This window comes from Paenibacillus albidus (assembly GCF_014644435.1).
Lineage (GTDB): Bacteria > Bacillota > Bacilli > Paenibacillales > Paenibacillaceae > Paenibacillus_AQ > Paenibacillus_AQ albidus.
The window spans coordinates 69,992-93,512 of sequence record NZ_BMKR01000015.1 but is presented as its reverse complement, the minus strand read 5'-3'; the positions used below and the strand labels follow the sequence as shown (position 1 = coordinate 93,512).

At 51.9% G+C, this 23,521-nt stretch carries 22 protein-coding genes; 17 read left to right on the top strand and 5 right to left on the bottom strand.

The genetic code is table 11. From position 1 onward, the window contains the following. Window positions 1–39: 39 nt before the first annotated feature. Window positions 40–921, top strand: a complete 882-nt coding sequence (locus IEY53_RS18365; protein ID WP_189027503.1) for a hypothetical protein — start codon at window positions 40–42, stop codon at window positions 919–921. Window positions 922–970: 49 nt separating this feature from the next. Next, window positions 971–1,420 carry an N-acetyltransferase gene (locus tag IEY53_RS18360; RefSeq protein WP_189027501.1) on the top strand — a complete coding sequence of 150 codons (450 nt, stop codon included), beginning with the start codon at window positions 971–973 and terminating at the stop codon, window positions 1,418–1,420. Window positions 1,421–1,488: 68 nt separating this feature from the next. Here the strand turns inward: IEY53_RS18360 and IEY53_RS18355 are convergent, their stop codons facing one another. Continuing rightward, window positions 1,489–2,889 (bottom strand): SMI1/KNR4 family protein, encoded by a 1,401-nt coding sequence (locus IEY53_RS18355; RefSeq protein WP_189027499.1) that lies wholly within the window; start codon window positions 2,887–2,889, stop codon window positions 1,489–1,491. Between the two features lie 111 nt (window positions 2,890–3,000). On the opposite strand from IEY53_RS18355, the gene IEY53_RS18350 reads away from it, so the two are divergent. From IEY53_RS18350 to IEY53_RS18315, 8 genes are all read left to right on the top strand, one after another. Further along, on the top strand, window positions 3,001–3,279 hold the full coding sequence (locus IEY53_RS18350; RefSeq protein WP_189027498.1) for a hypothetical protein: 279 nt from the start codon (window positions 3,001–3,003) through the stop codon (window positions 3,277–3,279). Window positions 3,280–3,364: 85 nt separating this feature from the next. Beyond that, window positions 3,365–4,540: a pectin acetylesterase-family hydrolase gene (locus IEY53_RS18345; RefSeq protein ID WP_189027496.1), complete on the top strand. Its 1,176-nt coding sequence runs from the start codon at window positions 3,365–3,367 to the stop codon at window positions 4,538–4,540. A gap of 91 nt (window positions 4,541–4,631) precedes the next feature. Beyond that, the gene (locus IEY53_RS18340) at window positions 4,632–5,435 is read left to right on the top strand and encodes a hypothetical protein (RefSeq protein WP_189027494.1); all 804 of its coding nucleotides are present in this window, start codon (window positions 4,632–4,634) and stop codon (window positions 5,433–5,435) included. 258 nt (window positions 5,436–5,693) lie between these two features. Beyond that, window positions 5,694–6,356 carry a WD40 repeat domain-containing protein gene (locus tag IEY53_RS18335; protein ID WP_189027492.1) on the top strand — a complete coding sequence of 221 codons (663 nt, stop codon included), beginning with the start codon at window positions 5,694–5,696 and terminating at the stop codon, window positions 6,354–6,356. Between the two features lie 93 nt (window positions 6,357–6,449). Beyond that, on the top strand, window positions 6,450–7,226 hold the full coding sequence (locus tag IEY53_RS18330) for an RNA ligase family protein (RefSeq protein WP_189027490.1): 777 nt from the start codon (window positions 6,450–6,452) through the stop codon (window positions 7,224–7,226). A gap of 53 nt (window positions 7,227–7,279) precedes the next feature. After that, entirely contained in the window at window positions 7,280–8,548 is a 1,269-nt protein-coding gene (locus IEY53_RS18325; RefSeq protein ID WP_189027488.1) for a WD40/YVTN/BNR-like repeat-containing protein, read from the top strand. 254 nt (window positions 8,549–8,802) lie between these two features. Next, the gene (locus tag IEY53_RS18320) at window positions 8,803–9,456 is read left to right on the top strand and encodes a FusB/FusC family EF-G-binding protein (protein WP_189027486.1); all 654 of its coding nucleotides are present in this window, start codon (window positions 8,803–8,805) and stop codon (window positions 9,454–9,456) included. Between the two features lie 158 nt (window positions 9,457–9,614). Then, on the top strand, window positions 9,615–10,250 hold the full coding sequence (locus IEY53_RS18315; protein WP_229696227.1) for a spore coat protein: 636 nt from the start codon (window positions 9,615–9,617) through the stop codon (window positions 10,248–10,250). A gap of 200 nt (window positions 10,251–10,450) precedes the next feature. On the opposite strand, the gene isdG is transcribed toward IEY53_RS18315, so the two are convergent. Genes isdG through IEY53_RS18295 form a run of 4 tightly spaced genes read right to left on the bottom strand, consistent with a single transcriptional unit; the run spans window position 10,451 to window position 13,533 of the window. Next, on the bottom strand, window positions 10,451–10,768 hold the full coding sequence (gene isdG / locus IEY53_RS18310) for a heme oxygenase (protein ID WP_189027484.1): 318 nt from the start codon (window positions 10,766–10,768) through the stop codon (window positions 10,451–10,453). A gap of 22 nt (window positions 10,769–10,790) precedes the next feature. Further along, a complete protein-coding gene (locus IEY53_RS18305) occupies window positions 10,791–11,579 on the bottom strand; it encodes an ABC transporter ATP-binding protein (RefSeq protein WP_189027482.1) in 789 nt (262 codons plus the stop codon). Then, a complete protein-coding gene (locus IEY53_RS18300; protein WP_189027480.1) occupies window positions 11,576–12,574 on the bottom strand; it encodes a FecCD family ABC transporter permease in 999 nt (332 codons plus the stop codon). The genes IEY53_RS18305 and IEY53_RS18300 overlap by 4 nt, the downstream gene beginning before the upstream one ends. Further along, window positions 12,571–13,533, bottom strand: coding sequence for an ABC transporter substrate-binding protein (locus IEY53_RS18295; protein WP_189027478.1), 963 nt, complete (start codon window positions 13,531–13,533; stop codon window positions 12,571–12,573). Before IEY53_RS18295 ends, IEY53_RS18300 begins: the two co-directional genes overlap by 4 nt. A gap of 398 nt (window positions 13,534–13,931) precedes the next feature. Between IEY53_RS18295 and isdC the strand changes: the two genes are divergently transcribed. From isdC to IEY53_RS18260, 7 genes are all read left to right on the top strand, one after another. Then, window positions 13,932–14,786, top strand: coding sequence for a heme uptake protein IsdC (isdC, locus tag IEY53_RS18290; protein ID WP_229696223.1), 855 nt, complete (start codon window positions 13,932–13,934; stop codon window positions 14,784–14,786). Between the two features lie 20 nt (window positions 14,787–14,806). After that, on the top strand, window positions 14,807–16,876 hold the full coding sequence (locus IEY53_RS18285; protein WP_189027476.1) for an NEAT domain-containing protein: 2,070 nt from the start codon (window positions 14,807–14,809) through the stop codon (window positions 16,874–16,876). 77 nt (window positions 16,877–16,953) lie between these two features. Then, window positions 16,954–17,880: a heme ABC transporter substrate-binding protein IsdE gene (gene isdE / locus IEY53_RS18280; protein WP_189027474.1), complete on the top strand. Its 927-nt coding sequence runs from the start codon at window positions 16,954–16,956 to the stop codon at window positions 17,878–17,880. Next, window positions 17,880–18,836: a FecCD family ABC transporter permease gene (locus tag IEY53_RS18275; RefSeq protein WP_189027465.1), complete on the top strand. Its 957-nt coding sequence runs from the start codon at window positions 17,880–17,882 to the stop codon at window positions 18,834–18,836. Before isdE ends, IEY53_RS18275 begins: the two co-directional genes overlap by 1 nt. Beyond that, on the top strand, window positions 18,826–19,644 hold the full coding sequence (locus tag IEY53_RS18270) for an ABC transporter ATP-binding protein (protein WP_189027463.1): 819 nt from the start codon (window positions 18,826–18,828) through the stop codon (window positions 19,642–19,644). The genes IEY53_RS18275 and IEY53_RS18270 overlap by 11 nt, the downstream gene beginning before the upstream one ends. Before the next feature lie 167 nt (window positions 19,645–19,811). Continuing rightward, complete coding sequence (locus tag IEY53_RS18265) at window positions 19,812–20,183, top strand: hypothetical protein (RefSeq protein WP_189027461.1); 372 nt, start codon at window positions 19,812–19,814, stop codon at window positions 20,181–20,183. Window positions 20,184–20,303: 120 nt separating this feature from the next. Then, window positions 20,304–23,387 carry an S-layer homology domain-containing protein gene (locus IEY53_RS18260; RefSeq protein ID WP_189027459.1) on the top strand — a complete coding sequence of 1,028 codons (3,084 nt, stop codon included), beginning with the start codon at window positions 20,304–20,306 and terminating at the stop codon, window positions 23,385–23,387. Window positions 23,388–23,521: the final 134 nt, after the last annotated feature.

The following is a 23,521-nucleotide window of genomic DNA, read 5'->3' as shown; positions in this document are numbered from 1 at the left end:
ATATACTGCTAACATGTGGAAAATAAAGGGGGGTGCCCGTTGGACAGCTTCATTGATGTTGAAGAGGTGGATTTTGATACGGTGGTAAAAATGCTTAGGATGGCCTATTCTTTTGAGGCGTGGGACCAAATAACCGAAATCTCAGATTCCTTACATAAACGTGTCCAATCCGTATACGAGAATACACTCAATCCATTGCGGGCCGTACCTGTGCCGAATTTGGAGAGGCCGCTTGTTTATTACTACGGTTATACTTTATTAATGAAAGGCCTGGCCCTAAAAAAACTCAAGAAATTCAGTGAAGCCAAAGACTGTATTCTGCAATATGCCAATCTCAGCTGGTTTGAAGAACTGGACAAGGCCGGCGAACAGGAAGTGAAAGAGTACCGGTTCCGCTCACGTGCGGAGCTGTTCGGAATTGAATTGCTGTCCGGCAACACCAGGGTGCTCGGAGATTATATCCTTTTTCTGCAGCAGCATCCACAAGAACTTTTACCCGGCATGCTGAACATCCTGGAATCTGCCAATGCGCACAATATGGATATCCACGTTACCCTGCATATGTTTTTACAGTCAATCTGGAATCTCCCCCCGCACATCCTGACACAGCCTGATATTATCGGCAGTATGTATTTCCATTCATTTCTTGATGAACTGCTCCAGTATATTATGAACAAAGAGGAACACGGAACCGCCGTTGATATCATCCTGAAGATTCTGGACGTATTGAAGCAGGTGGAGAATCTAAAGGTGTTTAAAAAAACAGTGGCTGCATTCGAAATGATGCGGGAGCAGGCTACGGAAGCGCAGATCGGCAAGTTCAGATCCATTTTGATCTCTTATCTAAAAGAGGACATGCACAGCGATGATGAACTTGTACTGGCCAAAACCAAGGTATCGTCTTCTGCTTCTGTATGTTAGGAATGCCGGCTTGAAAGCCGGATATTACCCTGGAAAGGAACAAAAATCTATGGATTCATTGGAAGCAACTATCCAGCCTTTAGAGCCTTATGATATGGAAGAAGTCATGACAATATGGCTTGAAACGAATATTTCAGCCCATGCTTTTATAGCCGCAGACTATTGGAGAGGCAATTATAACTTGGTAAAAGAGCAATATATGCCGATGTCTGCAACCTTTGTGTACAAGCAGCAGGAAGAGATCAAAGCCTTTATCAGTATTTTGAATGACTCCTTTATTGGGGCGTTATTTGTATCGCAGGAGCATCAGGGGCAGGGCATCGGCAGACAACTCCTCGATTACTGTCAAACCAGATATCCAAGCCTTGAACTGGATGTATATGCAGAGAACAAAAGTGCAGTAGATTTCTATAAACGCTGTGGTTTTGTCATTAAGGGCGAGCAGCGTAATGAGAGTTCGGGACAACTGGAATATGTAATGGCATGGACCGCCAAATAAATGAAAGGGCAGTCCTGCGTGCCGGTAATGGCAAACTGGGACCGCCTATATGGAGAGCAATTAGTTCTTTACCTTCTAAAAAACAGTCTTTTTATGCCTGAAGCAATCATAGGTTGACTAAGCAGGCTGATAGCTTTCTCTCTGGTTTCTTTATGCGGATGAACCGCCGCAGCCTGCAGTACGGGTTGGGCTTGTCGCCCAAATTCCTCCAGCCGGGCGAGCACGTTCGACAGGATGTAATCTTCATTATGCTCATGCTGCTCGAGCAGCTTGCCGTAGCAGGGGAGAAGCCTGGCATCTGTTACCCCCCTCAGTGATTGCACAGCTGTAAGTACAATTGAGGGATTGTCCGCTTGCAGACATTCCATGAAATTCTGCACATAGTTTGATTTGTCCGGCATTTTACCAACGGTGTACAAAGCTTCCCGCCGAAGCTTCTCGTTCTCATGCCGGAAGAAAGCGACAAAAGGCCCGGAATCGGCCTGCCCGTTCTGTTCCAGAATATAGGCGGCAAGCGCAAAAGCCTTAGGCTCGGAAATAGTGGGAAGACACTGCAGAATAAGTCCGGTGTATGGGGTCTGATCTGAAATATAGTAGCGGATCGTCTGCAGCGCTGCGGATTGCTCTTCCTTATGGCGGCTGGTCAGCAGATCCCTTATCCAAGGCCCAGCCTCCTCTTCTCCGAACTTGGCCAGCAATTCCAGCGCGGTGCTGCGAGACGCAAGCGCTGAATCCGCTGCCCGCATAATCTCTTTCAGAAGCAGCAGGGTACCCGGGTGGACCGTCCGCAGCTTATACATTCCTTTTAATGCACTCAACTGAACTTTGGGGTCTGAAGCCTCGCGGTATAACGTAGTTAGCTCAATGTCATCACCACCGCGGGTCATCCCGAACCAGGAGGTTGTATAGCCATGGATAATCTCGTCCAGCCAGCGTTCATACCAGTCGAGAAAATTCGCTTCATAGGTTATGAAAGGCTTTTGCAATTCGCCATCGTAATAAACGATCCGCCCGGTATATTCTCCATTCAGCACCAAACCCATCTCATAGGTACAGCCCTGTGTGCCGAGCCCAAGCATCCCTTGAAAAAGGCGGTCAAAAGCCTCGTCGTATTCATCACCGTCGGCTTCATCCTCAAAGTCGGTCAAAGCCTTCCACTCTTCATCGCTCAGGTCCGGTTTCAACTGAAAAGGCTCAGATAGCCGATCTCCTGAGTTGTTTTTGTTTAGAGGATAGATACCGTAATAAGGGCCGGCACCGCCGTTGCCCATCCGTGCGAGAAAATAACGGTAAGGCAGCGGCAATTGGATACCATGTTCCCGCTCGAAGGCTTCAATTTCCTGCATGGAAAGAACCGGTTTTCTTGTGTATTGGTGCGATTTGGCTCCGAACACTTCACGGCCGCCATCCTTGAGGCTTGCTTGTTCGATTTTACTTATAATGCGTTCAATTTGTTCATCCCACGACATGGACAGGATTCACCCTTTCCAAAATTATTCCAAAGTGTATACTATGGTTAATAGTAGCATATTGAAACCCGATTTTCCCTTTTTCAGGACCATGAAAGGAGATCATAAGTGATGTCCCACTCTGAACTGCAGATGGTTACCTTTGAACCAGAGCTTGTCGAAGCCGCCCGTTTGCCGGAGAGCACCCGGCTTCTGCTGATTCAGCAAGGTCTGCCTGGTGATGGGCCGGAGAATAAACTAGGAATACCAGCCACAGGGAAGGCCTATGATGCGCAGCAGGAAGCAGCAAAGCTGCGCGCGTATTTTCTGGAAACGGATGCGCGAAGTCTGGCAGAAGAAGAACAATTTTGGAGCGTAGTACTGGAACAGCTGGAGGACGAACTGCTGTAGCAAATATACTCTTAGAAATTTAAGTATACACTTTGTGCAATACATGCGCGTTGTGTATACTTTTTTGTATGCGGAGGGGATGTACATGGGGAAGAAACGAAATTGGCTGGTCATCTCAATGATCGGTTTGGCTGGAGTGGTTGTGGCGGGGGGGCTGCTCGTGTATCTCCGGGTTACCGCGAAGCCAACGGAGATTGCCAGGCAGGCGGAAACCAGACAATATACATGGAATAAAGTGGATTTGGGTGCACAGGTTATGTCGGGTGACGGGTCAGAGTATCATCTGCTGACCCAAAAAGGGCAGAGCCGCAACTGGATCATCTTTTTCTCCGGCGGCGGAGCCAGTTGGGATGCCGCAAGCGCTGCTCAACCGATCAAAGTGATGAATGTTCTGCGGGGCCTTGATGCCGGGAATTATTTTGCCAATATCCCTGTCTATTTGTTGGCCTTGCTGAACGGGATAACGGTTACCGATCATCCTGAGAATCCCTTTAAAGACTGGAATGTCGTGTATATTCCGTACAGCACCGGAGATTTCCACACAGGGAACCGGAGTGCCTCATATCTGAAGGAAGACGGAAGTCCGTTCATTATGCATTACAAGGGACGGAGCAATGTGCAGCACAGCCTGGAATGGATCTATGCGAATGTGGACCAACCGGAGAAGCTGCTGATCGCCGGTGAGAGTGCGGGCGGCTTCGGGTCGGCTTTTTGGGCGGGTGAAATTGCCGGGCATTATGAAGATGCGGAGATTTATCAGTATTCTGACAGCTCCTTTTTGTACAGCGGGAAGTGGCCGGATATTGTGGATCAGGAATGGAATGCGGATTTCGAGCAGACCTTCGGATATCCTGCAGCAGCGGATCTGATCGGAGCTGCCTTTGAGGGCAACCGCCGCAAGCTGCCTGCAAACGTGGTACTCTTACAATCCTACTCCCTTTATGATGAGGTGCTGATCAGCTTCCAGAACAAGATTAACGATTACAAGGGACCGCTGGACCGGCAGAGAATTGAGGCTTGGTCCCGCCAACTGCGGGACTCGGTGCACAAGCTGTCCACCCTGCCCAATTACTACTATTATTTGACAGATTCCGGGCGGAACGCCAAGACGGGAATGACCGGGCATACTTTTGCGACCCGGCAAGTTTTCTATCAAACAGAGCAGGACGGTGTTCGGCTTGCGACCTGGCTGGATGATATCATCAACCAGCAGAAAAGGTATTCGGTGGGCAGCCGTTACCTGGACGAACAGGCGGACTGACGATAACAAGCGGCGGATGCTTACGAAGGCAGGAGTGAAAGGCCCCGCACTGTTCCCGGTAAATGAAGCAAGGTGAGGAGGGGATCTGCCCGTGGAATGGCAGAAGGTCTTGGATAAGGCATCGAAATGGAATGCTGAAGGGCAGTTCGAGGACACGCTGAAGCTGCTGGGAGCATCGGCACCGGATCGCATAAGCGGATTGTCCGGACAGGAAGACTGGCGTTTGGCCTTCCGCAGGCAATATATATACGCAGAAGCGCTGATATTCAGCAGCCGTATTTCTGAAGCAAGCGATGCGGCTGCGGTTCTTAAAGAACTCTATGAAGCAGGATCAGAGCGGTTCGGTTATGCTGAAGATATCTATGGTTGCATGGAAGTGATAACGGGTATTTTTGCCCTGGTTCAACCGGACGGTGACCGGAGAGAGGGGCTCCGCAAGCTTGGGGGCATTCTGGACCGTGGACATTTGCCTCCGAATCTCACCTGCCGGGTGCAATATTATTTGGCCTGGGCAGATGTTCAGGATTACAATCTTATTGATGCGCTGTGCAAACTGGAGGGAATTGGTGAAAGCGGTACTCCGTATGAGGGGCGGCTGGTTCAGGAGCTAAAGCGGAAGATTGAGGCATTAAGCGAACTGGATTTCCAGGCTCTGCGCCGTGAGCACCGGGCTTTTGTAGAGATCGGGGAGGAGGGGGCACGGATTATGAATCTGTGCCTGAACGCTGAAGGAACCTTGCTGGCCGTAATGTACAGTGATGGTGTGCTGAAGCTGCTGAACCCGGAGGATGGGGCAGAGCTGGTCTTGTTAGCTGAGGCAAGGCCGCTTTTTCGGGAATATACGGAATATGTTAGTCTTGCTTTCAGTCCGTGCTCCCGATATCTTGCTGTTTGACATGGCATTGGAGAGGTAAGTCTCTATAATGTAGCCGACAAGTGTCTTCACAAGGAATATGACTGTACCGGCCTGGACTGGGAGCAACTCGAGCCGCACGCTTATTATCAGGAATATACGCATATTCAGTTCAGCGCACAAGGCCGTTATCTGGTCATTGTACCGACGGCAAGACATTATGATCCCCAGGGGGATGATGGTTACGGGATTCCCGAATGCTTCGGTACGTTCTATTGTGTGGAATGCGGCAGCGGACGTGTGGTGCTCCAGCATACCTATAAGGACAGCAAGATTGCAGCTATACAGGTTAGTTCCGATGAACAACTGCTGGCAGTCGGAGTATTTGGTGGGGAATTAGCGGTCTGGGATCTAAATAGCGCAAGCAGGATAGCCAGGCGTGACGATTTTGTCTGGCTTGGGAACCCGGGGTGGATTGGAATGACTCAGACGCTGGCTTTCAGCAAGGATGGCAGGAAACTGGCTTATGCCGCACTTGACCATTCGATTGGGATTATTCACTCTACTGGCGGATTGGAAGACGAAAGGATTCATCTCGAGCAAGACCGGACCTGCTGTGCGTTAAGTATGGACTCGCTCGGAACGGTAATTTTTGCCGAATACAACCATTATCAGCCCTTTTATCTCAGCAGGTGGTCCAGCGGACAGGAAATTGTCCAGAGGTTGTTTACGGGCACCGGGATGAATGTAGAGGAAATTGTCATTAACGAAGAACGCGATGAGCTGTGGGTGAACCACTCCCCCAGAGTGGAGATTCGGAAGTATAGCACTGCTGAGCTGATTAAGCTCTACGATCCTTATCTATGGAAATATTCAAGATTCATAAGAAACAATGCGGTCTCGATCAGCGGGCAGGCCAGTTTGGCGGCCATTAGCCACGAAGGAAAAATCCGGCTGGGGTAATCAGGGGTTGTCTCCGGTCCATCCGGGGAAGAAGATCAGGCAATGATTGTTGATATGTTCATATACTAACCCGATAAAGGAGACCTTGCGCTTATGGATTTGAAGAAACTAAACTCGTTAACGAAATACCCCAGCATTCTAACCTATCATCAAATGGCCGAGCGCGGCCGGCTGTCAGAGGTGCTATCGGAAGGAACGGCTTTCCCTGAGGCGGAGGATGTTTTTATCTATGAAAAAGTGGACGGAGAAAACGCCCGGCTGATCTTCTTCAAGAACAGCGCCGGAGAAGCCGATTATATCATCGGTTCCAGAGAGGAATTGCTGTATGCCAAAGGAGACCGGATCGGTAATCCATACGGGTTCATTGCCGAATTTCTCAAGCCTCTGGCGGAACGGCTGGCGCCCGTTATTTTTGCCCAAGGGGACTTGGCGTTGACGGTAATCTATCAGGAGTCCTATGGCGGTAAAACAAAAGCAGCCAAGAACTATACCCACACCAAAACGCAGGGCTACCGTGTATTCGATGCGTTCTCGCTTGAGCAGGCGGAACTGGAGCGGCTCCTGTCCTTGCCACAGGACAAAATAGCGGAATGGCGCGATCAAGGGAGACAGCCTTTTTATGCTGAAACGGATAAACGGACTTTGATCGAGAAGTGGGAGGTAGAGGCTGCTCCGCTGCTGGCTGAGGTGAAAGGGGCCGATGTTCCGATTCCCCTGGGAGAGCTGTATTCGTTTCTAAAGTCCTTTGAAGAGACACGGGTGGGGATGGACGCACATGGGAAATCAGAGGGCATTATTGCCAGAACCGCAGACCGCAAGCTGATCCGCAAAATCAGGTTTGAGGATTACGAACGGACCTTTAGAAATTGAAATGTAGACTGATGTTCATACAGCTGCTTTTGAGATCGGGAGGCAAGTGGACGATGCATGCTTATACTTGGTTGAATAAAAAGGTGAAGCTGGCTGTTTCCGCCAGCCTCCTGGCAGTATTATTATCCGGTTGTGCGAATGTTTCCGGTGATCCGGTTTCTGGCGGTTCCGGGGCACAAGGGAGTCCTTCGGGCATGCAAGAGGCAGCAGTAACCCCCGCGCCCGCTGAGCCATCACCTTTTGCGAACATCCGGTTGTCCGGGTTACAGCTGGCCAAAGATCATACGCTTTATGTATGGGGGAACTCTGATGAATCAACGTTAACTCTATTTCAAAGTACGGATGGAGGCGCCAGGTGGAAACGAATAAGCCCTGAGAATCCTGTGTTGCCCGGCAGTGCTTATGCAGAGCCTACTGTAACAGCCCATGACCGCAACCACTTGTGGTTGTTCCCGGGTGAACCAGAGAATACAAAGACCGCCTGGTATTCTGCAGATGGGGGTTCCAGCTGGAAACAGAGCCCCACGAAGCTGCCGTATATGTTTTCGCAGCAATCTGTGTTTTTAAATGAGAAGGAAGGTTTTTTGCTTTCACAGACGGATGCCGCGATGGGCTCCTCAGGTAAAGTGCTGTATGAGACTCAAGATGGCGGAGTAACCTGGAAGCTGGTAACAAGCAATATCTCGTTAGAAGGCGGTTTTTCGCCTGCTATGGAGGGCTCCTTTCCCACCTATGGTTTTACAGATTACGGCATGAGCTTCAGAGATCGCGGGCATGGCTGGGTACCGCTGCAGACCCGGGACGAAAGACCGCATGTCGTACAGACTTCGGATGCGGGTAAGTCGTGGCAGGAAGTTAGTCTGCCTGTCCCTTCAAGCACGGGGTGTCTCCCGCAGATAATGGCGGCACCCAGCTTTTATGGCGATGATAAGCAAGAGGCCTGGATGCCGCTGCAATGCTCAAGTGACAACAGTGCCCAGCTTGGCGGCTATTATTCGCAGGATGGCGGGAAGACATGGACTTACCGGAACTTTAGAGAACATGCGGTCCGGGTAGAACCGTCAGTGGAAACAGCGATGACTTTTATTTCGCTGCAAGAGGGCTGGATGTGGGATGGGGAGCAGCTTACGCACACGACGGATGCCGGAGTCACCAGGAATCCTGTTGGCGGAAGAGCATTTGTTGACATGTTGCCAGACAAACCACAGCTGGTGAATTTGGTGTTTGACGGGCCTGACCAAGGCTGGGCGCTGGTCCGGAATGAAACGGACAGCCGCCTGCTGCATACGGGGGATGGCGGAGTGAGCTGGTCCTATGAATAGAGAACTTGAGCCTGATGGGATTATTTCATATAATAAGGATATGAACAGGCAAAGGAGTTGGTACAAATGGCAATAAGCGATTGCCGGATTGGCCCAGCCTCATGCAAAGCCGATGTTAGAGGCGATACTTTGCATGGGCATACGATAAAGTAACAACTATATCGCCCACAGACTTACAGGTTCGTTTCTAATCCTTGGCTTTGTACCTTATATATCATATTTTTCCATACTACATGATAAGGGAATGAACCAGGATGTGTGAATCATTTATTAGAAACCATGAATTTAACTATATCAAAAAGCAAGCAGATTTCCTGCTGCATACGCTCCGGACCACCGCTGATCCCAAGGTGCTGGAGTCTGTCAGATTGGCTACGGAAGCCAAGATCGCCGAGCTGTTCCCGGACATGACCGGTGCGGTCAGGCAGCAACTCTTACAAGTGGCCGGACTCACAACCGCAGAGGATTTTCAGGAGTATCTGAAGCAACTGGAGCCTTATCTTGTGGAGTTCCCGCAGGTCAGCGCCAAGCAGCTCCAGAAGTTGTTCCCCAAGAATAAAAAGCTCAAGCTTCCGGATTTGTCGGGAATTGATTTTCGCTGGATAAGCTACCTTAGCTGGAACGACATCTCTACGAATAAGTTATATCTCGTGTACCCGCTGGACGGGCAGCTGGTTGGCATTGAAGGCAGGTATATGCCCACCAATAAGAGGAACTACTGCTTCGTTTGCAATAAATACAAAGAACTGGCTTTGTTTACCGCGATTTCGCGGAAAAGACCGGCCAATGCCTCACCGGATTATTTCAAATCAGTTGGCAACTACTTGTGCTTAGACGGTCATGACTGCAACAGAAGCATTACGGACCTTGCTCCGCTTGAACGTTTTATTGAGCATGTAAACGGATAGCAGTACTATAAAGGGGTCTCCCCAGTCAAACATGGCTGCGGGAGACCCCTTTTTTGCGGGCGGATATTAAAAACTGCGGGCATGCATAATTTACTCCTTAATTCTTCATATTATTGAAGTCACTTATCCCGATTTCAAAGGAGAATCAGAGCATGAACATGCAGCAGCAAACCCAGACAGCCAGTACGATGACGGGCGGTCAGCCGCTTAATCACGGCGCCCACGAAATGTTCGATGTGCACGAAGTATTGTCCTGCCAGATTGATGTGCTGAATTCCTACATGATGCTTAGAGCATTCGTGAAGGATCAGGAGCTGCTTGACATTCTGGACCGCCAATACAACTTCATGCTGGAGCATTACAACCTGACCTGCCAATGCTTCAAAACCGGACAAAAGCCGGCCCGAGAAACAGGTACCTATATTATCCCCAACATGACACAACCTGTCTATGGATTTCAGCCTGCTGAGCCCAGCAAGCCCAACCAGTCCATGGCGGACGTGAAGGATGCAGGAATCAGCAGCCTAATGCTAGGACACATTAAATCTCATGCTTCCTTGCTGGCCATAGCATCCTCGGAAGTGACGAATCCGACACTTCGCCGTGTACTGTCAGCACAGGTGCAGGAGTTTGTTGAAATGGCCTATGAGCTGTTCTTGTACCAGAACAAAAATGCTTATTACCAGGTTCCGCAGCTTCAGACGTCTGTAATGCAGCAAATGCTGGATGCTTATGTACCGGCTGCCGGAGCTCCCCAAATGCCCGCCAATAACGGGGGCGCAGCCCTTCACTAATTAAAGAGGCCCGGCTGCTATACAATGTTCGGAAGCGGCCGGGTTTTTTGTTAGGGTTGTTAATCACAACGGGACTGTCTCATAAGCCGTAAAATGGCTGTGTGGGACAGTCCTTCTTTTTTTGAGTAGGAGAGACGATAGCGCTTGTGTGGACGCGCCGCGAACGGAGCGTTGTTTGGGTCGCTCATTTACAGAAAAAATCACACACTGATCGGGTGGCGCACGATTTTGACCTCATGAAATGAAATGGCATTGGACAAAATATATTCAGGCATCCCGCCCTTATGGGAATGGGATTCGCGGAAGGCATCGCTGCGGGTCCAGCCCTGGAAGGCTTCTTTTGAATTCCAGCGTGTGCTGATGGTAACCTCATCATATTCGGCAGGTTTTTCGTTCAGCAGCACCTCCAGCCCCAAAAAACCCTCCATCTCCTCCACCTTGCCAACCTTGTCAAAGCGGTTAATCAGCAGCGAAGCCTGGCCTTTGGAAATTTGTGAAGTGTTGTTAACAATAATCATGGAATACTCCTCCAATATTAGATTAGTTTAGATTAGGGATAATTACGGGGTAGTTCTCCACATAAGTGACAGAAGCGTTCAAGTCATAGACTTGGTGTAAAAATTCAGTGTCCAGCAAAGCCCGCGGAGGGCCAGCGGCAACAACGGCTCCCCGCTTAAGCGCAATCATATGATCGCAAAAGGCGACAGCCTGCGGCAGATCATGCAGCACCATAACAATGGTTATGCCAGTCTCATGGTTAATGGCTTTCAGCATGCTCATGACCTCAAATTGATGAGCGATATCGAGAAAGGTGGTTGGTTCATCAAGCAGCAAAATATCCGTATTTTGGGCTAGAGTCATGGCAATTCTGGCTTTTTGCTGTTCACCTCCAGATAAAGTATGGAACATGCGGTCTGCATGAGCGGTTGTACCGGTCAGCTGCAGCGCACGATTAATATGATCAATGTCCGCAGTGTACGGACGGTAGCTCCAGGGGCTCTGATAAGGAGAGCGGCCGTAAGCAACCAATTCTCTTACGGTCAGGTTATCGGGCACAAGCTTTGATTGCGGCAGCATAGATAAGGTTCGGGCCAGCTTGCGGCGCGGGAACCTCCGCAGATCCTCGCCATGTACAAGCACTTCACCGGAATAGGGGGAGGCCAGCCCGGAGAGCACTCTAAGGAGTGTCGATTTCCCGGAGCCGTTTGGCCCGACAATGGTTGTAATCTTCCCAAGGGGAACGGAGAGCAGAATATCCTTCAGTCTGAATCCGTTATGCCCAAAGTGAAGGCAGCGGCATTCGATGGCCGGAGCAGCAGTTGTACTCATGGCATCAATTTCCTCCTTCTGAGCAGCCACAGGAAAAAGGGTGCACCCACACCGGCGAGCAGGATGCCAACCGGCAGCTCGATTGGATCGAACCAGGTGCGGGCGGCGGTATCCGTGAAAACAACAAGCGTTGCACCGCCCAGGATGGAGACCGGCAGTAAAAAACGGTAATCCCCGCCGATAAGCAGCCGGACAGCGTGCGGTACCACCAATCCCACGAACCCGATCAATCCCGCTATACTGACTGCGGTTCCTGCAAGCAGCGCGGCCAATACGATAATCAGGAACCGCGAAGCTTCCACCCGCAGCCCCAGCAGCCGGGCGGAGTCATCCCCTAACAGCAGCAGGTTCGCCGGTTTGATCGCCAGCAACGCCAGGGCAAGACCGGTCAGAGCATAAGGGGCGGCAAAACCGAGATGATGCCAGCTCCGTCCGCTGAGCCCGCCCGACAGCCAGGGCAGCACCGCCTGCACCCTGTCACTGAACACCACCATAAAACCATTCATGGCCGCGCCGAGGAGGGCATTGATGGCTACGCCTGCCAATACAATTTTCATTGGCGAAGCCCCGCTGTCCCAGGCAAGGAAGTAGATCATAATGGCAGCGAGAAGGGCACCAAGAAAAGCACCGGCTGGAAGCAGATAGCTGTACTGGGGAAGGACGACCATAGTAATAACGGCGGCCAATCCTCCGCCCGCGGACACACCTATAATGCCGGGGTCGGCCAAGGGATTGGCCATAACCCCTTGCAGCAATGCCCCGGAGGCGGCCAGACAAGCACCGACAAGCACTCCAATCAGCACCCGGGGCAGCCGTAAATCCATAATGATCAACCCGGAAGTCTCCGGCCGGCTGCCGAACAGGATAGACCATACTTCACCGGGAGAAATGGGAACAGAGCCGTAGGTCAGTCCGTAAAGGCAGGCCAGGAGCAGCAGAAGTGGAGTAAGGATAAGTGCCATTAGTCTGCGGGTATTGCGCTGCTTTTTATTCATTGCAGCTCCAGATTGGAGAACAGTGTTATCAGCATTTGCAGCGATTCTGTTACCCGTGTACCCGGATTCGTACCGAACAGCTCGGCGGGCAATACGCTGACCCGATTATGTACAACGGCATCGAGAGAGCTCCAGGCTGCATTTTGCCGCATTTCCTGTTCAAAACCTTGCTGCACTTCTGCCGCATTGCCGTGGGTCATAATGAGAATAAACTGCGGGTTGGCCTCCACAATCCGTTCTGTATTCAGAGTGGCATATTGCGGATAACTTTGCAGCGCCGGATAATCGGCGGCAATATTCACACCGCCGGCCAGCTCCAGAATATTACCGCCCAGTGAATTCGGCAGTGCAGCCATATAGGTTCCAGGGGCACCGTAAACAAGAAGCACCCGCGGTTTTTGCCTCGTGCTGGCTGCGGCTGCGGACTGCACTTCGGCCTCAATGCCCGAGATAATTTGCTGCGCCTGCTGTTCTTTATTGAGCATCTGGCCAAAGAGAAGGATCTGCCGGGTAATGTCTGTGACCGAATGGGCCTGGGTCAGCACCAGCTGTGCCCCAACTCCTTCAAGAGCCGGGATGTCTTTGGCATTCAGCTGTGCATTACCCAGCACCGCGTCAGCCTTGAGATAGGCGATTTTCTCCAGGTCCACCTCATGTGCGGAGCCGACCTGCATAATCTCCTCCGTACCTTTTACCGGAGTTGTCCCCGTAGAAGTGGGCCTTCCGACCAAGGCTCCCCCCAAGGCAAGGATAATGTCCGCCTCTCCGCTGCCTAAAGCCACAATATGCTTGGGGATACCGGGAAAGCTGAGTTCTCTGCCCGTGAAATCGGTAAGAGTCAGCGGTTGTCCGGTAGAAGTTGCAGCTATAACTTCACGTTGACCACCGGGACCGCAAGCGGTAAGCAGGAGAGAGCATAGTGTAAGGAGCAGAAGAGGTGAACGCCATTGTTTGAGCATAGATAACCTCCTGCATCTTATGAATTTCCTCTGGGCAGCTTCAATCAAGCTGTAGAGGATGATGGGTAGAGAGTGGAATGCTCTTCCAGTTGAATGATAATGAATATCATTATCGTTGACAAACGATTTTATTGAAATAATTCACAAATATTTCTCTTGATTACGTCGAAAAGGTGATAAAATTCATAATTATATTGCTGAAAAAGGTTGACAAAGTATAAAAAATCACATTATTATCATCTCAATAACCAAATCCTACATGTTTGCCGGTCCGTTTTAGGGATGTCTGGGAAATATAAGAAAAAGAAAGGAGCAGGAGGTGCTTTTTTTTTGAAAGATAATTGATAATGATTATCAATGATAATAAAATAGAATTCAGAATGGAGGCGTTGCAAACAGTGAGGATTAGCAAAAGAATATTATCGGGATTAGTGCTGCTTCTGTTCGTCGCCTGCGGCCTTGAGCCGCTGGGTAAAGCCTCGGCCGCTCCTGCCGACGGAACGTACAGCCTGGATTATGTCATCAAAAAGGCGGAAGATGAATCCGTTTCCATGGCGAATGATTATTTTGAGAAGCCGGCACAGCTGACGGTTTCCGCAGGGAAAACCAAAGTTCGTCTACAGCTGAATCATAGTGAATGGATTACGGAGTTTCAGGTTCCGGGCGGGAATGCCAAGGTTGTAAGCAGCAGCAAAACCGCCGATACCCGGGTTGTGGAATTTGAGGTGAAGAATATCGATGAGCCGGTGATAGCCAAAATTCATGTTACTGTGCCGTCCATTGATTACGATCACGACTATACGATCCGCTTTGATTTTGATACGGAAAAAATGAAGGCGGCGGCTGCGCCGACGAAGAAGCCGTCGGCCACCGCCGTGCCGACGAAAAAGCCGTCGGCTACCGCTGCGCCGACGAAAAAGCCGTCGGCTACCGCCGTGCCGACGAAAAAGCCGTCGGCTACCGCCGTGCCGACGAAAAAGCCGTCGGCTACCGCCGTGCCGACGAAAAAGCCGTCGGCTACCGCTGCGCCGACGAAAAAGCCGTCGGCCACCGCCGCGCCGACGAAAAAGCCGTCGGCTACCGCCATGCCGACGAAAAAGCCGTCGGCCACCACCGTGCCGACGAAAAAGCCGCAAGCTGCCGCAGTAGTCACCGAATCCCCGTCATCCAGCAAGACGCTGCTGGGTGGGGGAGGAGTCGCCTTACTGGCAGCCGCTGCAGGTTATGCGATTTATAAAACGAAGAAAAAATAAACCAAAGGGGAATGATCGTTTTGAATAAAGCAAGCTTCACTTATCTGATTAGGATTATGGCCTTTATCTTACTTATAGGTTCCGTGCTTCAGCCGCTTGGCGGAGTCTCCGCCGCTGAAAATGTACGTTACAAGGATGGGCAGTATGAGCTGCCATATACCGTCTTGAAAAACGGCACGAATGATCCTTCCGTGATGGGGAGTTACGTTATCACACCTGCAAGTCTGAGTGTGAAAGACGGCAAAAATTATGTCTCCATCACAGTTAAGCAAAGCAAAGAAATTACCGGTCTTAAGCTGACCGCTGCAAATGGCATGTTGTCGGAAGGGATAGTCACAAACAGCGATACAGCTAACAACCAAAGAACTACAGAATTTGAACTGGGCAACTTATCTGCGACCATTGATGGCTGGGTCAAAATCGAATGGCCTGCACTCAGCTATTTTAACGAATACGATGTGGATCTCAAATTCGACGCCAGCCAGATTCCACTGGCAGACAAGGAGCCTGCGCAGCCGGCAGAACCTGTCTTGAGTGATGGGCAATACACAATAGATTACACCGTCATGCATGCGACCTATGAGCAGGACTCCTCGATGAAAGGTTATTTCAGCAATCCGGCAGTACTGACGGCGAATCAAGGACAGAAGACGATCTCGTTCAGTGTGATTAAAGACAGCTCGACGATTACGGAAATTCATGTAGCAGGTGATGGCATGAATTATGTTCCGGTGACGACGGTAAGTGAGGACAAGGAGGCTAATACCCGGGTGGTTTCTTTCCCGGTTGAGCAATTATCGGGCCTGCTGCCGGGTAAAGTGCGAGTGGTTATTAGCTCCAGAAATTATGATATGACCCATTCCATTCGTTACAAATTCAATCTGGATTCCATTAAAGCCGTTTCCGGCGGCGGAGAAGTACCCACAGCACCGACGGCCACTCCTGTTCCGACGGCTACACCGGATTCGACAAAACCACCAGTTTCGGAAGGCGGTGGAGGCACGGTCACACCTCCAAGCGCTACAGCGACACCAATGCCAACCTCGGCACCCGGTTCCCTTACGGACGGGCATTACAGCATTGATTATTCCATCCTCAAGGACAGCACCAGTGAAGTATCCATGATGGATTCCTACACGCTGCATCCGGGAACGCTGGTGGTGTCCGGCGGACAGAAATACCTGGCCATTACATTAACACAAAGCAAGGAAATTACGGGCTTTACGGTAGAGCAGAATCCGGGTTCGGTTATTGCTGCCGATGCGGCGGCGAATACACGAACCGTGTTGTTCCCGATCAGCGGCCCGGGAGCCAGGCTGAACGCATGGGTCAAAATCGACTGGCCCGAGTTCAATTATTTCAATACGTACAATGTTGATATCCGCGTTGGCAGCACGGTAGGGGAGAAGGTCAATGATCCGGCCGGTACGATATCGACCGGAACGCCGGCTCCATCAGCAACACCGGCGCCTTCCGCCACTGCCGGAGCGCCAACGCCAACGCCGCCGGCCACCGGCCAAACAACGACACCAGCCGGTCAGAACACAGCGGCGGCCGTGAACCTTAGCGATATCAGCGGGCACTGGGCGCAAGCTGCCATTGAAGAGGCAGTTCAAGCCGGGCTTGTCAAAGGTTACGATGACAATACCTTCCGTCCGAACAACCCGATCAGCCGTGGCGAATACGCCGTATTGCTCAGCCGGGCGCTGAAACTGGAATCCGGCGCCTCAGCAAGCAGCGCATTCAGCGACCAGAGCAGTATTCCTGCATGGGCTGCCGAAGGTGTGGCCCAGGTAGCGGAGAAGAAGATCATCGGCGGGTATGAGGACGGCACTTTCCGGGCCGACCGCAAAATTACCCGGAGTGAGCTTGCGGTCATCATCGTCCGCGCCAAGGGAATAACCATTGAGCCAAGCGCGGCGCCTGGCTTCAGCGACGCAGGCGATATTGCAGAATGGGCACGGCCTTATGTTGCGGCTGCCGAGCAAGCGGGCCTCATTAGCGGCAAAGGCGGCAATCGTTTTGTCCCGGGGGAATATGCAACCCGGGCCGAGGCGGTAACCTTGCTGCTGAAAGTATTGAACCCGTAAGGCCTAGACTCGCGAAGGATGCCGGATGAACGGCGTCCTTTGCAGTTTTTCAAAGAAAGGAGCTACACGAACCCATAATGAGAAAAACATTCGCACTGCTGGCCGCCATGTGCTGGTTCGGGGTGCTGCTGGGATGCGGGGGGAACACAGAACGGCAGATTCGGTCCTCAGCCATGGCGGAGGTGTTGCCCAACGTTTCGGCAAGCGGCGGCACCTCTGAAGCGAAGCCGCGGATTATTGCCACTACGGTTTCTTCCACCGAGATGATGGATTTGCTGGACTTGGACCTGGTGGGTATCCCCACCAGCACAAAGGTTCTGCCTGAGCGTTACGCACAGGTGGAGAAGGTGGGCAACCCGATGAGCCCGGATATGGAAAAGCTGAAATCGCTGAAACCTAGCGAGGTCCTCTCGGTGACAACACTGAAATATGAGCTGGAGCCCTTGTTTAAAAGCGCCGGTGTAGAGGCTACTTTTCTGGATCTGACCAGTCTCCAAAATCTGGAGGATTCAGTGGTCCTGCTGGGGGAGAAGTATGACCGCCGGGAACAGGCTGACAAGCTGATCGCCCGCTATGAGAACAAAATCACCGAAGTGAAAGCGGCCATAGCCGGCAAGCCCGCACCGAAGGTGCTGATATTGCTTGGGGTGCCGGGCAGCTATTTGGTGGCGACCGAACATTCCTATATCGGAGATCTAGTGAAGATCGCCGGAGGGGTGAATATTGTCCAGGGTGAAACCGTTGAATATTTGGCATCCAATACGGAATATTTGCAGCAGGCGAATCCAGACGTCATTCTGCGTGCGGCACATGGCATGCCGGAGGAAGTGGTTAAAATGTTCAACGAGGATTTTATCAAAAATGATATCTGGAAGCACTTCAACGCTGTCCGGAACAACCGGGTCTATGATCTGCCGGAGGAATTGTTCGGCACCACGGCGAACCTTGCGGCGGACCGGGCGCTGACGGAATTGCTGCCGATGTTGTACCCGGAGACCGAGTGATGAGAGCAGCAGGTACAACGAAGAGATCGCTGTGGAGCTTTGCCGCTGTCTTTGGGCTGCTGGCGGCGGCGCTGTTATGGTCTGTCCTCAGCGGCAGCTTGCAGGTCAATCTGCCTGAGCTGCTGCAGGGCCTGGTCACTGGCACCAATGACAATGTGGCGATTATCCGCGACCTGCGGCTGCCGCGGGTGATCGTGGCAATGTTCAGCGGTGCGGCACTGGCTGTCTCGGGAGTGATCGGTATTTCCTCGGGTGCCGGGTTTGTTTCACTGACGATGGTCACGATTTTTCCTGCCTTGTTCTTCTGGATGCCCCTGTTTGCCTTTCTGGGCGGAGCCTTTGCCTGCCTGCTCGTATTTTCCCTGTCCTGGAAATCGGGCCTGCAGCCGTTGCGCTTGATTCTGGTGGGAATTGCAGTGAATGCCACGTTTACAGGATTGGGGCAGTCGTTTAATTACAGAGGCAGCTACGCGGTAACGATGGTGAATATGGCCACGACTTCGGTCTTTAATCTGAAGACCTGGGAGGATGTGCGGATTATTGTCCTTTACGGCAGCATTGGCCTGATCCTGGCTCTGCTGGTCAGTCCGTGGTGCAACGTGCTGGTGCTGCAGGACAAAACGGCCAGGAATCTGGGCATGCACGTAAGCCGGGTGCGGATCGCTGTATCGGCGGTGGCGGTACTGCTGGCGGCGACGGCGACCGCCATTGGCGGGTTGATTGCTTTTGTAGGCCTGCTGGTTCCGCATATTGCCAGGCTACTGGTCGGATCGGATCATAAGGTCCTGATCCCGTTTTCGGCACTGGCCGGAGCCCTGCTTATTTTGGTGGCAGATACGCTGGGCCGCACGTTGCTGGCACCCGTAGAAATTCCGGCTTCGATTATTATGACGGTGATCGGCGGTCCTTTCCTGATCTTTTTGCTGCGCAAAGGGGAGGTGAACCATGGAGATTAAAGAGGTGTCGTTCTCATATCACCGCAAGAAAAAGCTTCTGGAGCAATTAAGCCTGACTATTCCCCAAGGGTGCACCACCGCCATTATCGGCCCCAATGGCAGCGGGAAATCAACCTTATTAGGGGTTCTGGCTGCCAATTACGCGCCTTCTTCCGGTACGGTCATTCTGGACGGGCAGGACCTCTCACGCTACAAAACACGGGAGGTTGCCCGCAAGCTGGCCGTTGTGCACCAGCATAATACTGCGCCGGGGGATCTGACGGTGGAGAAGCTGGCTTCTTTCGGGCGCCTTCCGCACCGGGCATTGCTGGTGCCGGAGCGGGAAGCGGACCGGGAGGCCTTGGAGTGGGCGCTGGAGTGCACCGATTTACAGGACAAACGCCAAAAACCGCTGGCTGAACTGTCAGGCGGCGAGCGGCAGCGTGTATGGCTGGCGCTTGCGCTTACCCAGAAGACGCCGATTTTATTTTTGGATGAGCCGACTACGTATCTGGACATCTTTTACCAGTATGAAATGCTCGATCTGATCCAGCGCCTGGGCCAGGAACACTCGCTGACTGTCGTGATGGTGCTTCATGACATAAATCAGGCTATTCACTACAGTGATCATCTGATTGCGATGAAAGACGGCCAGGTGGTGCTGGAGGGTGCACCGGAAGAGATCATAACTGCGGAATCCGTGAAATCCATATATGGGGTGGATGTTGTCGTAAGAAAGGAGCAGGAGACAGGTCTGTATATCATTCCGGTCAAAAAGAAAAAAATTGAAAGTTCAAAATTGCGACAAAAAAAGATTGACAAAATATAACACGTACAGCTAGAATCAAATCAAGTAATTGATATTGATAATCATTATCAATTACACGGAAGGATTATACCCGGGGGAAGGCAGGGATGAGATGAAGGAACCGGTAAGGTAAAGTGCCAGCCAAGTGCCAGAGAACTTAAATATATTCATAGGGAGCGTGTTGATTCATGGTAAAAGCAAAAAAGACAGTTTCGTTGCTAATGATGGTTGTGTTGACGTTGATGCTGGCTGTTCCTGTATTCGCGGCGAGCAAGTCCTATCAGTTTTACTACGAAGGTTCGTACGATTCCCATTCCAGCACCTACATTGCAGCCCCGGCGGAAGTTAACGGCAACACGGTCACCATTAAGCTTACCGGTAATTATTTTCCTTCTTTGACGGTTGAAGGGAACACTTACACAGGCTCATACAATTCCGGCACTAACCTTACAACATTCACATTCACCTCTGCCAATCCGAGCGCGGATATCGATATTGAGCTGTTCGTGTCCACTGTATTTCACAGCCAGCTGTATGATTTGACAATACACTGGAATTAGAGAGCGGGCTTTGCTTGCTGAAAGATAAAAAGGGATGTCGCATGAATCGGGAAGAGAAGCGGAGTGCCGTTTCCTCTTCCTTCTTTTATATAAGTGGTCAAGAGAAGGGGGATGAATGAAATGACTGTGTTGAAAAAAGCAGGTGTCCTGCTGCTGGCGCTTCTGCTGCTGGTTCCGTTTGGTGCCTGGACCCAGACAACTGCAGGCGCGGAGACTGCTGTGCAGGACGGTACATACAGTGATATATTTTATCGTTATTTAAAGGATAACAGTACAGCCGATTCGGCGGCGCATGTATTCTTGAATGTTGAACATTCGGGGAAGCTCACTGTGCAGGGGGGGCAGGTTATTTTTGAACATGAGGTAGCCGCAGACAATTATGCACTGATCCCCTATATCGGGTTCCGCAAACCGGGTTCAGCCAAAGCTGTAATTAATGGTAGTGATGTGCAGGGCAAAGAAGGTTACCAACCCTATTCCGTCGATTCCGGCAGCGGTACCGCCGGCAACCTGAAGGTGGCCCTGAATATTGAAGATATCCGGAAACCGACAGACATTTTGATGCATGTCATCATTCAGGATCATCCGAAGTATCCCGGTCTGAACTATGATTACTGGTATAATGCACAGCTGTGGCTGGATACCTCGAGCCTGGGAACCGGCCCTGGAGAAGGAGAGGAGCCAGGCGGGGGTGGCGAATTGCCGGAGGTTACGCTTGGACAATTGCAGGAGCTGATTACCGTCTCGCGTTCCGTATACGATAATACCGCGGAAGGAACTGATTTCGGACAATACCCGGCAGGCTCCAGGGCTGTACTGTACGATCATATTACCCGGGCCGAAACCATAGCCGGACAATCCGGGCCCACGGAAGATGTCATCAAGACCGCATACGATGAGCTGAGCGCCGGACTGGCGCAATACAAGGCCTCCGTGTACACTGCAGACAAGGCTGCACTAAAGGCAATCATTATGCAGACAGAACAATTATTGTCCGGACTCAAGGAAACCGGCAGCGCAGAGGGAAAAGCCGGATATATTTTTGCCCCGGTCTCGGCGGGTGAATATATGAAAGGCGTCTCCTCGTCTCTTAACGGGAATATCCTCCAAACTGCAAAAGCGTTGCTGGCCAATGACAGTGCTTTGCAGTCCCAGGTGGACGCATCGGTCAAAGCGCTGACGACCCGATTCAATAATAACAAGGACAGATATTACGTGGTCACAGAACCGATAGCTGTTCATGTGGTGGATACCTTAGAGCCGACGGCAACTTTCTCGGTATATGCCGGGGATTTCGGCAGTACGGCTGTGCTGCTCAAGAATCAATGGAATGAATTCAATGATAAGCTTCACGCGAATCTCATTTTTACTAATCCTCAGATCCGTGAGGTGGTGCAGTCAACGCCTACTTTTGCCGGGGATTTCTCCACGAACAGACTGGATTATTCGCAGGAGCAATACAGAGCTATTGCGCTAACCCAAGGTTCAACGGAAACGCAAAAGCTCTATCAGGTCACCATTCGCAATGTGATGGGCACGGCCGCAGCGGGGGCCAACTGGCTGGGTTTGTCCTATGTTCGCTACCAGGCCGGAGCGGAGACCCGGGGGGTATATATCAGCTATAATACCGGCCTGTTAAAAGCATTAAACGCCGGGGTTGCTGAGGCTGCACAATTCCTGTCCCATACTGTGGCCCCCAAAGGGGCGGAGCAGCGTTATGCGGTGGCCAGAGCTAAGGTTGAACAGGCGGTTCAGGCAGCGGAGCAGACCGGTTCCAATCTGTCGGCCACCCGGCCACAGATCGCTGCGGCCGCACAGGGACTGCAAGCTACCCTGGATGAATTGAAGCAGAACGTAGCGTATCCCGTGAATGTTTCGGTAGCGGATGGAAACAAAGACGCGTTCTCTCTGGCCGCAGGGTACTTCCGAAACCAGGCACTGGTCGCCACAGTAGCGGGTGATACCTATGGATTGGTTAGGACCAACCCCATAGTGGAAGAGCTTCAGGTACGCGCTGGCGAAGAGTGGCTGACCGCCGAATATGCGGATGAAACTCTCGGGGAACCTGTGCGCAGCTTCAAGGTCAAATCTATTGATCCGGCAGGGCTGACATCAGCCCGGGTCCGGATTGGCGGCACCCTGTATGCAGTGCGGCTGAACTTCGGTATGGCTGACAACAGCCGCTTAGCAGAGGTGTTAACGGGTGCGCAGCAGTACTATGATGCTGCCGAAAGCGGCACAGAGCCGGGGCAATATCCGGCTGAAGCCAAAGCTGTGCTTGCCCAGGCGATAGCGCAGGCCCACACTGCTGCAGCGGATCTTGCCGGCTCGCAGATGAAGTCCGACACGCTGCTGGCAGCACTGGAGGATGCGCTGGCACGGTTGAAGGCTTCCGTCATACCGCAACCTGGTACGCCGGTTGAAGAACCCGGCACCGGACCAGATCCAGGGCCCGGGCCAGATCCCGGCACTGGACCAAATCCGGGTACGGTTCCGGATTCAGGGAATGGGCCGGATGCCGGTTCAGGCAGCGGTTCAGGAGCAGGGAACAGTTCGCCAGCTTCACCTGCCGCAACACCTTCTTCCGGCGGAGCCGTTCCGGGTGTAATTGTGGCGGGTGGCGGCACAACAGCTTCGGAGGAACCCGGACCTCCAGATGTCGGACAGATTAGCTTCAGTGATATCCAGGGCCACTGGGCATTGGAAGCTATCCGGCAGGCGGCTTCACTGGGGATCGCAAAAGGATTCGAAGACGGTAGCTTCCGGCCGGAAGCGATGGTGACCCGGGCAGAATTTGCCGTGTTCATCAGCCGGGCGCTGAAGCTTAATACAGATGCTTCTGCGGCGATAGGGTTCACCGATCAGCAGCAAATTCCGGGCTGGGCGCAAGACGCGGTGACTGAGCTTTACGGTGCAGGTCTGCTGCGTGGTTATGCCGATGGCAGCTTTCAGGCCAGCGGCCGGATCACTCGTGCTGAGATCGCGGTTATTGCCGCCCGCGCGGCGCGGCTTACGCTGGAAGGACAGCAGCAGCCGGACTTTACGGATAGCAACAGCATTCCGGTCTGGGCCCGCAGCGAGTTGGCTGCAGTGGTAAGGGCCAAACTTATGCAGGGCAAAGACGGCAACCGTTTCGATCCGTTGGCCAATGCCACACGCGCCGAAGTGATTACACTGGTGATCCGGCTGCTCGAACTGCCCTGAGCAATAACTTGAGCGATAATAATAAAAAACGCAGCAGCCTGTGTTATCAGTAGGCTACTGCGTTTTTATGTTTTGAAGAAAGCAGTCCGAGCTCTTTCAATACTCAAAAAGAATATCTATATAACAACAATAAT

Excerpts from the sequence above, each read along its gene's own strand:
- IEY53_RS18360 (WP_189027501.1), top strand. The coding sequence starts at position 971 with ATGGATTCATTGGAAGCAACTATCCAGCCTTTAGAGCCTTATGATATG.
- IEY53_RS18355 (WP_189027499.1), bottom strand. The coding sequence starts at position 2,889 with ATGTCGTGGGATGAACAAATTGAACGCATTATAAGTAAAATCGAACAA.
- IEY53_RS18350 (WP_189027498.1), top strand. The coding sequence starts at position 3,001 with ATGTCCCACTCTGAACTGCAGATGGTTACCTTTGAACCAGAGCTTGTC.
- IEY53_RS18345 (WP_189027496.1), top strand. The coding sequence starts at position 3,365 with ATGGGGAAGAAACGAAATTGGCTGGTCATCTCAATGATCGGTTTGGCT.
- IEY53_RS18330 (WP_189027490.1), top strand. The coding sequence starts at position 6,450 with ATGGATTTGAAGAAACTAAACTCGTTAACGAAATACCCCAGCATTCTA.
- IEY53_RS18325 (WP_189027488.1), top strand. The coding sequence starts at position 7,280 with ATGCATGCTTATACTTGGTTGAATAAAAAGGTGAAGCTGGCTGTTTCC.
- IEY53_RS18320 (WP_189027486.1), top strand. The coding sequence starts at position 8,803 with ATGTGTGAATCATTTATTAGAAACCATGAATTTAACTATATCAAAAAG.
- IEY53_RS18315 (WP_229696227.1), top strand. The coding sequence starts at position 9,615 with ATGCAGCAGCAAACCCAGACAGCCAGTACGATGACGGGCGGTCAGCCG.
- isdG (WP_189027484.1), bottom strand. The coding sequence starts at position 10,768 with ATGATTATTGTTAACAACACTTCACAAATTTCCAAAGGCCAGGCTTCG.
- IEY53_RS18305 (WP_189027482.1), bottom strand. The coding sequence starts at position 11,579 with ATGAGTACAACTGCTGCTCCGGCCATCGAATGCCGCTGCCTTCACTTT.
- IEY53_RS18300 (WP_189027480.1), bottom strand. The coding sequence starts at position 12,574 with ATGAATAAAAAGCAGCGCAATACCCGCAGACTAATGGCACTTATCCTT.
- IEY53_RS18295 (WP_189027478.1), bottom strand. The coding sequence starts at position 13,533 with ATGCTCAAACAATGGCGTTCACCTCTTCTGCTCCTTACACTATGCTCT.
- isdE (WP_189027474.1), top strand. The coding sequence starts at position 16,954 with ATGAGAAAAACATTCGCACTGCTGGCCGCCATGTGCTGGTTCGGGGTG.
- IEY53_RS18275 (WP_189027465.1), top strand. The coding sequence starts at position 17,880 with ATGAGAGCAGCAGGTACAACGAAGAGATCGCTGTGGAGCTTTGCCGCT.
- IEY53_RS18270 (WP_189027463.1), top strand. The coding sequence starts at position 18,826 with ATGGAGATTAAAGAGGTGTCGTTCTCATATCACCGCAAGAAAAAGCTT.
- IEY53_RS18265 (WP_189027461.1), top strand. The coding sequence starts at position 19,812 with ATGGTAAAAGCAAAAAAGACAGTTTCGTTGCTAATGATGGTTGTGTTG.
- IEY53_RS18260 (WP_189027459.1), top strand. The coding sequence starts at position 20,304 with ATGACTGTGTTGAAAAAAGCAGGTGTCCTGCTGCTGGCGCTTCTGCTG.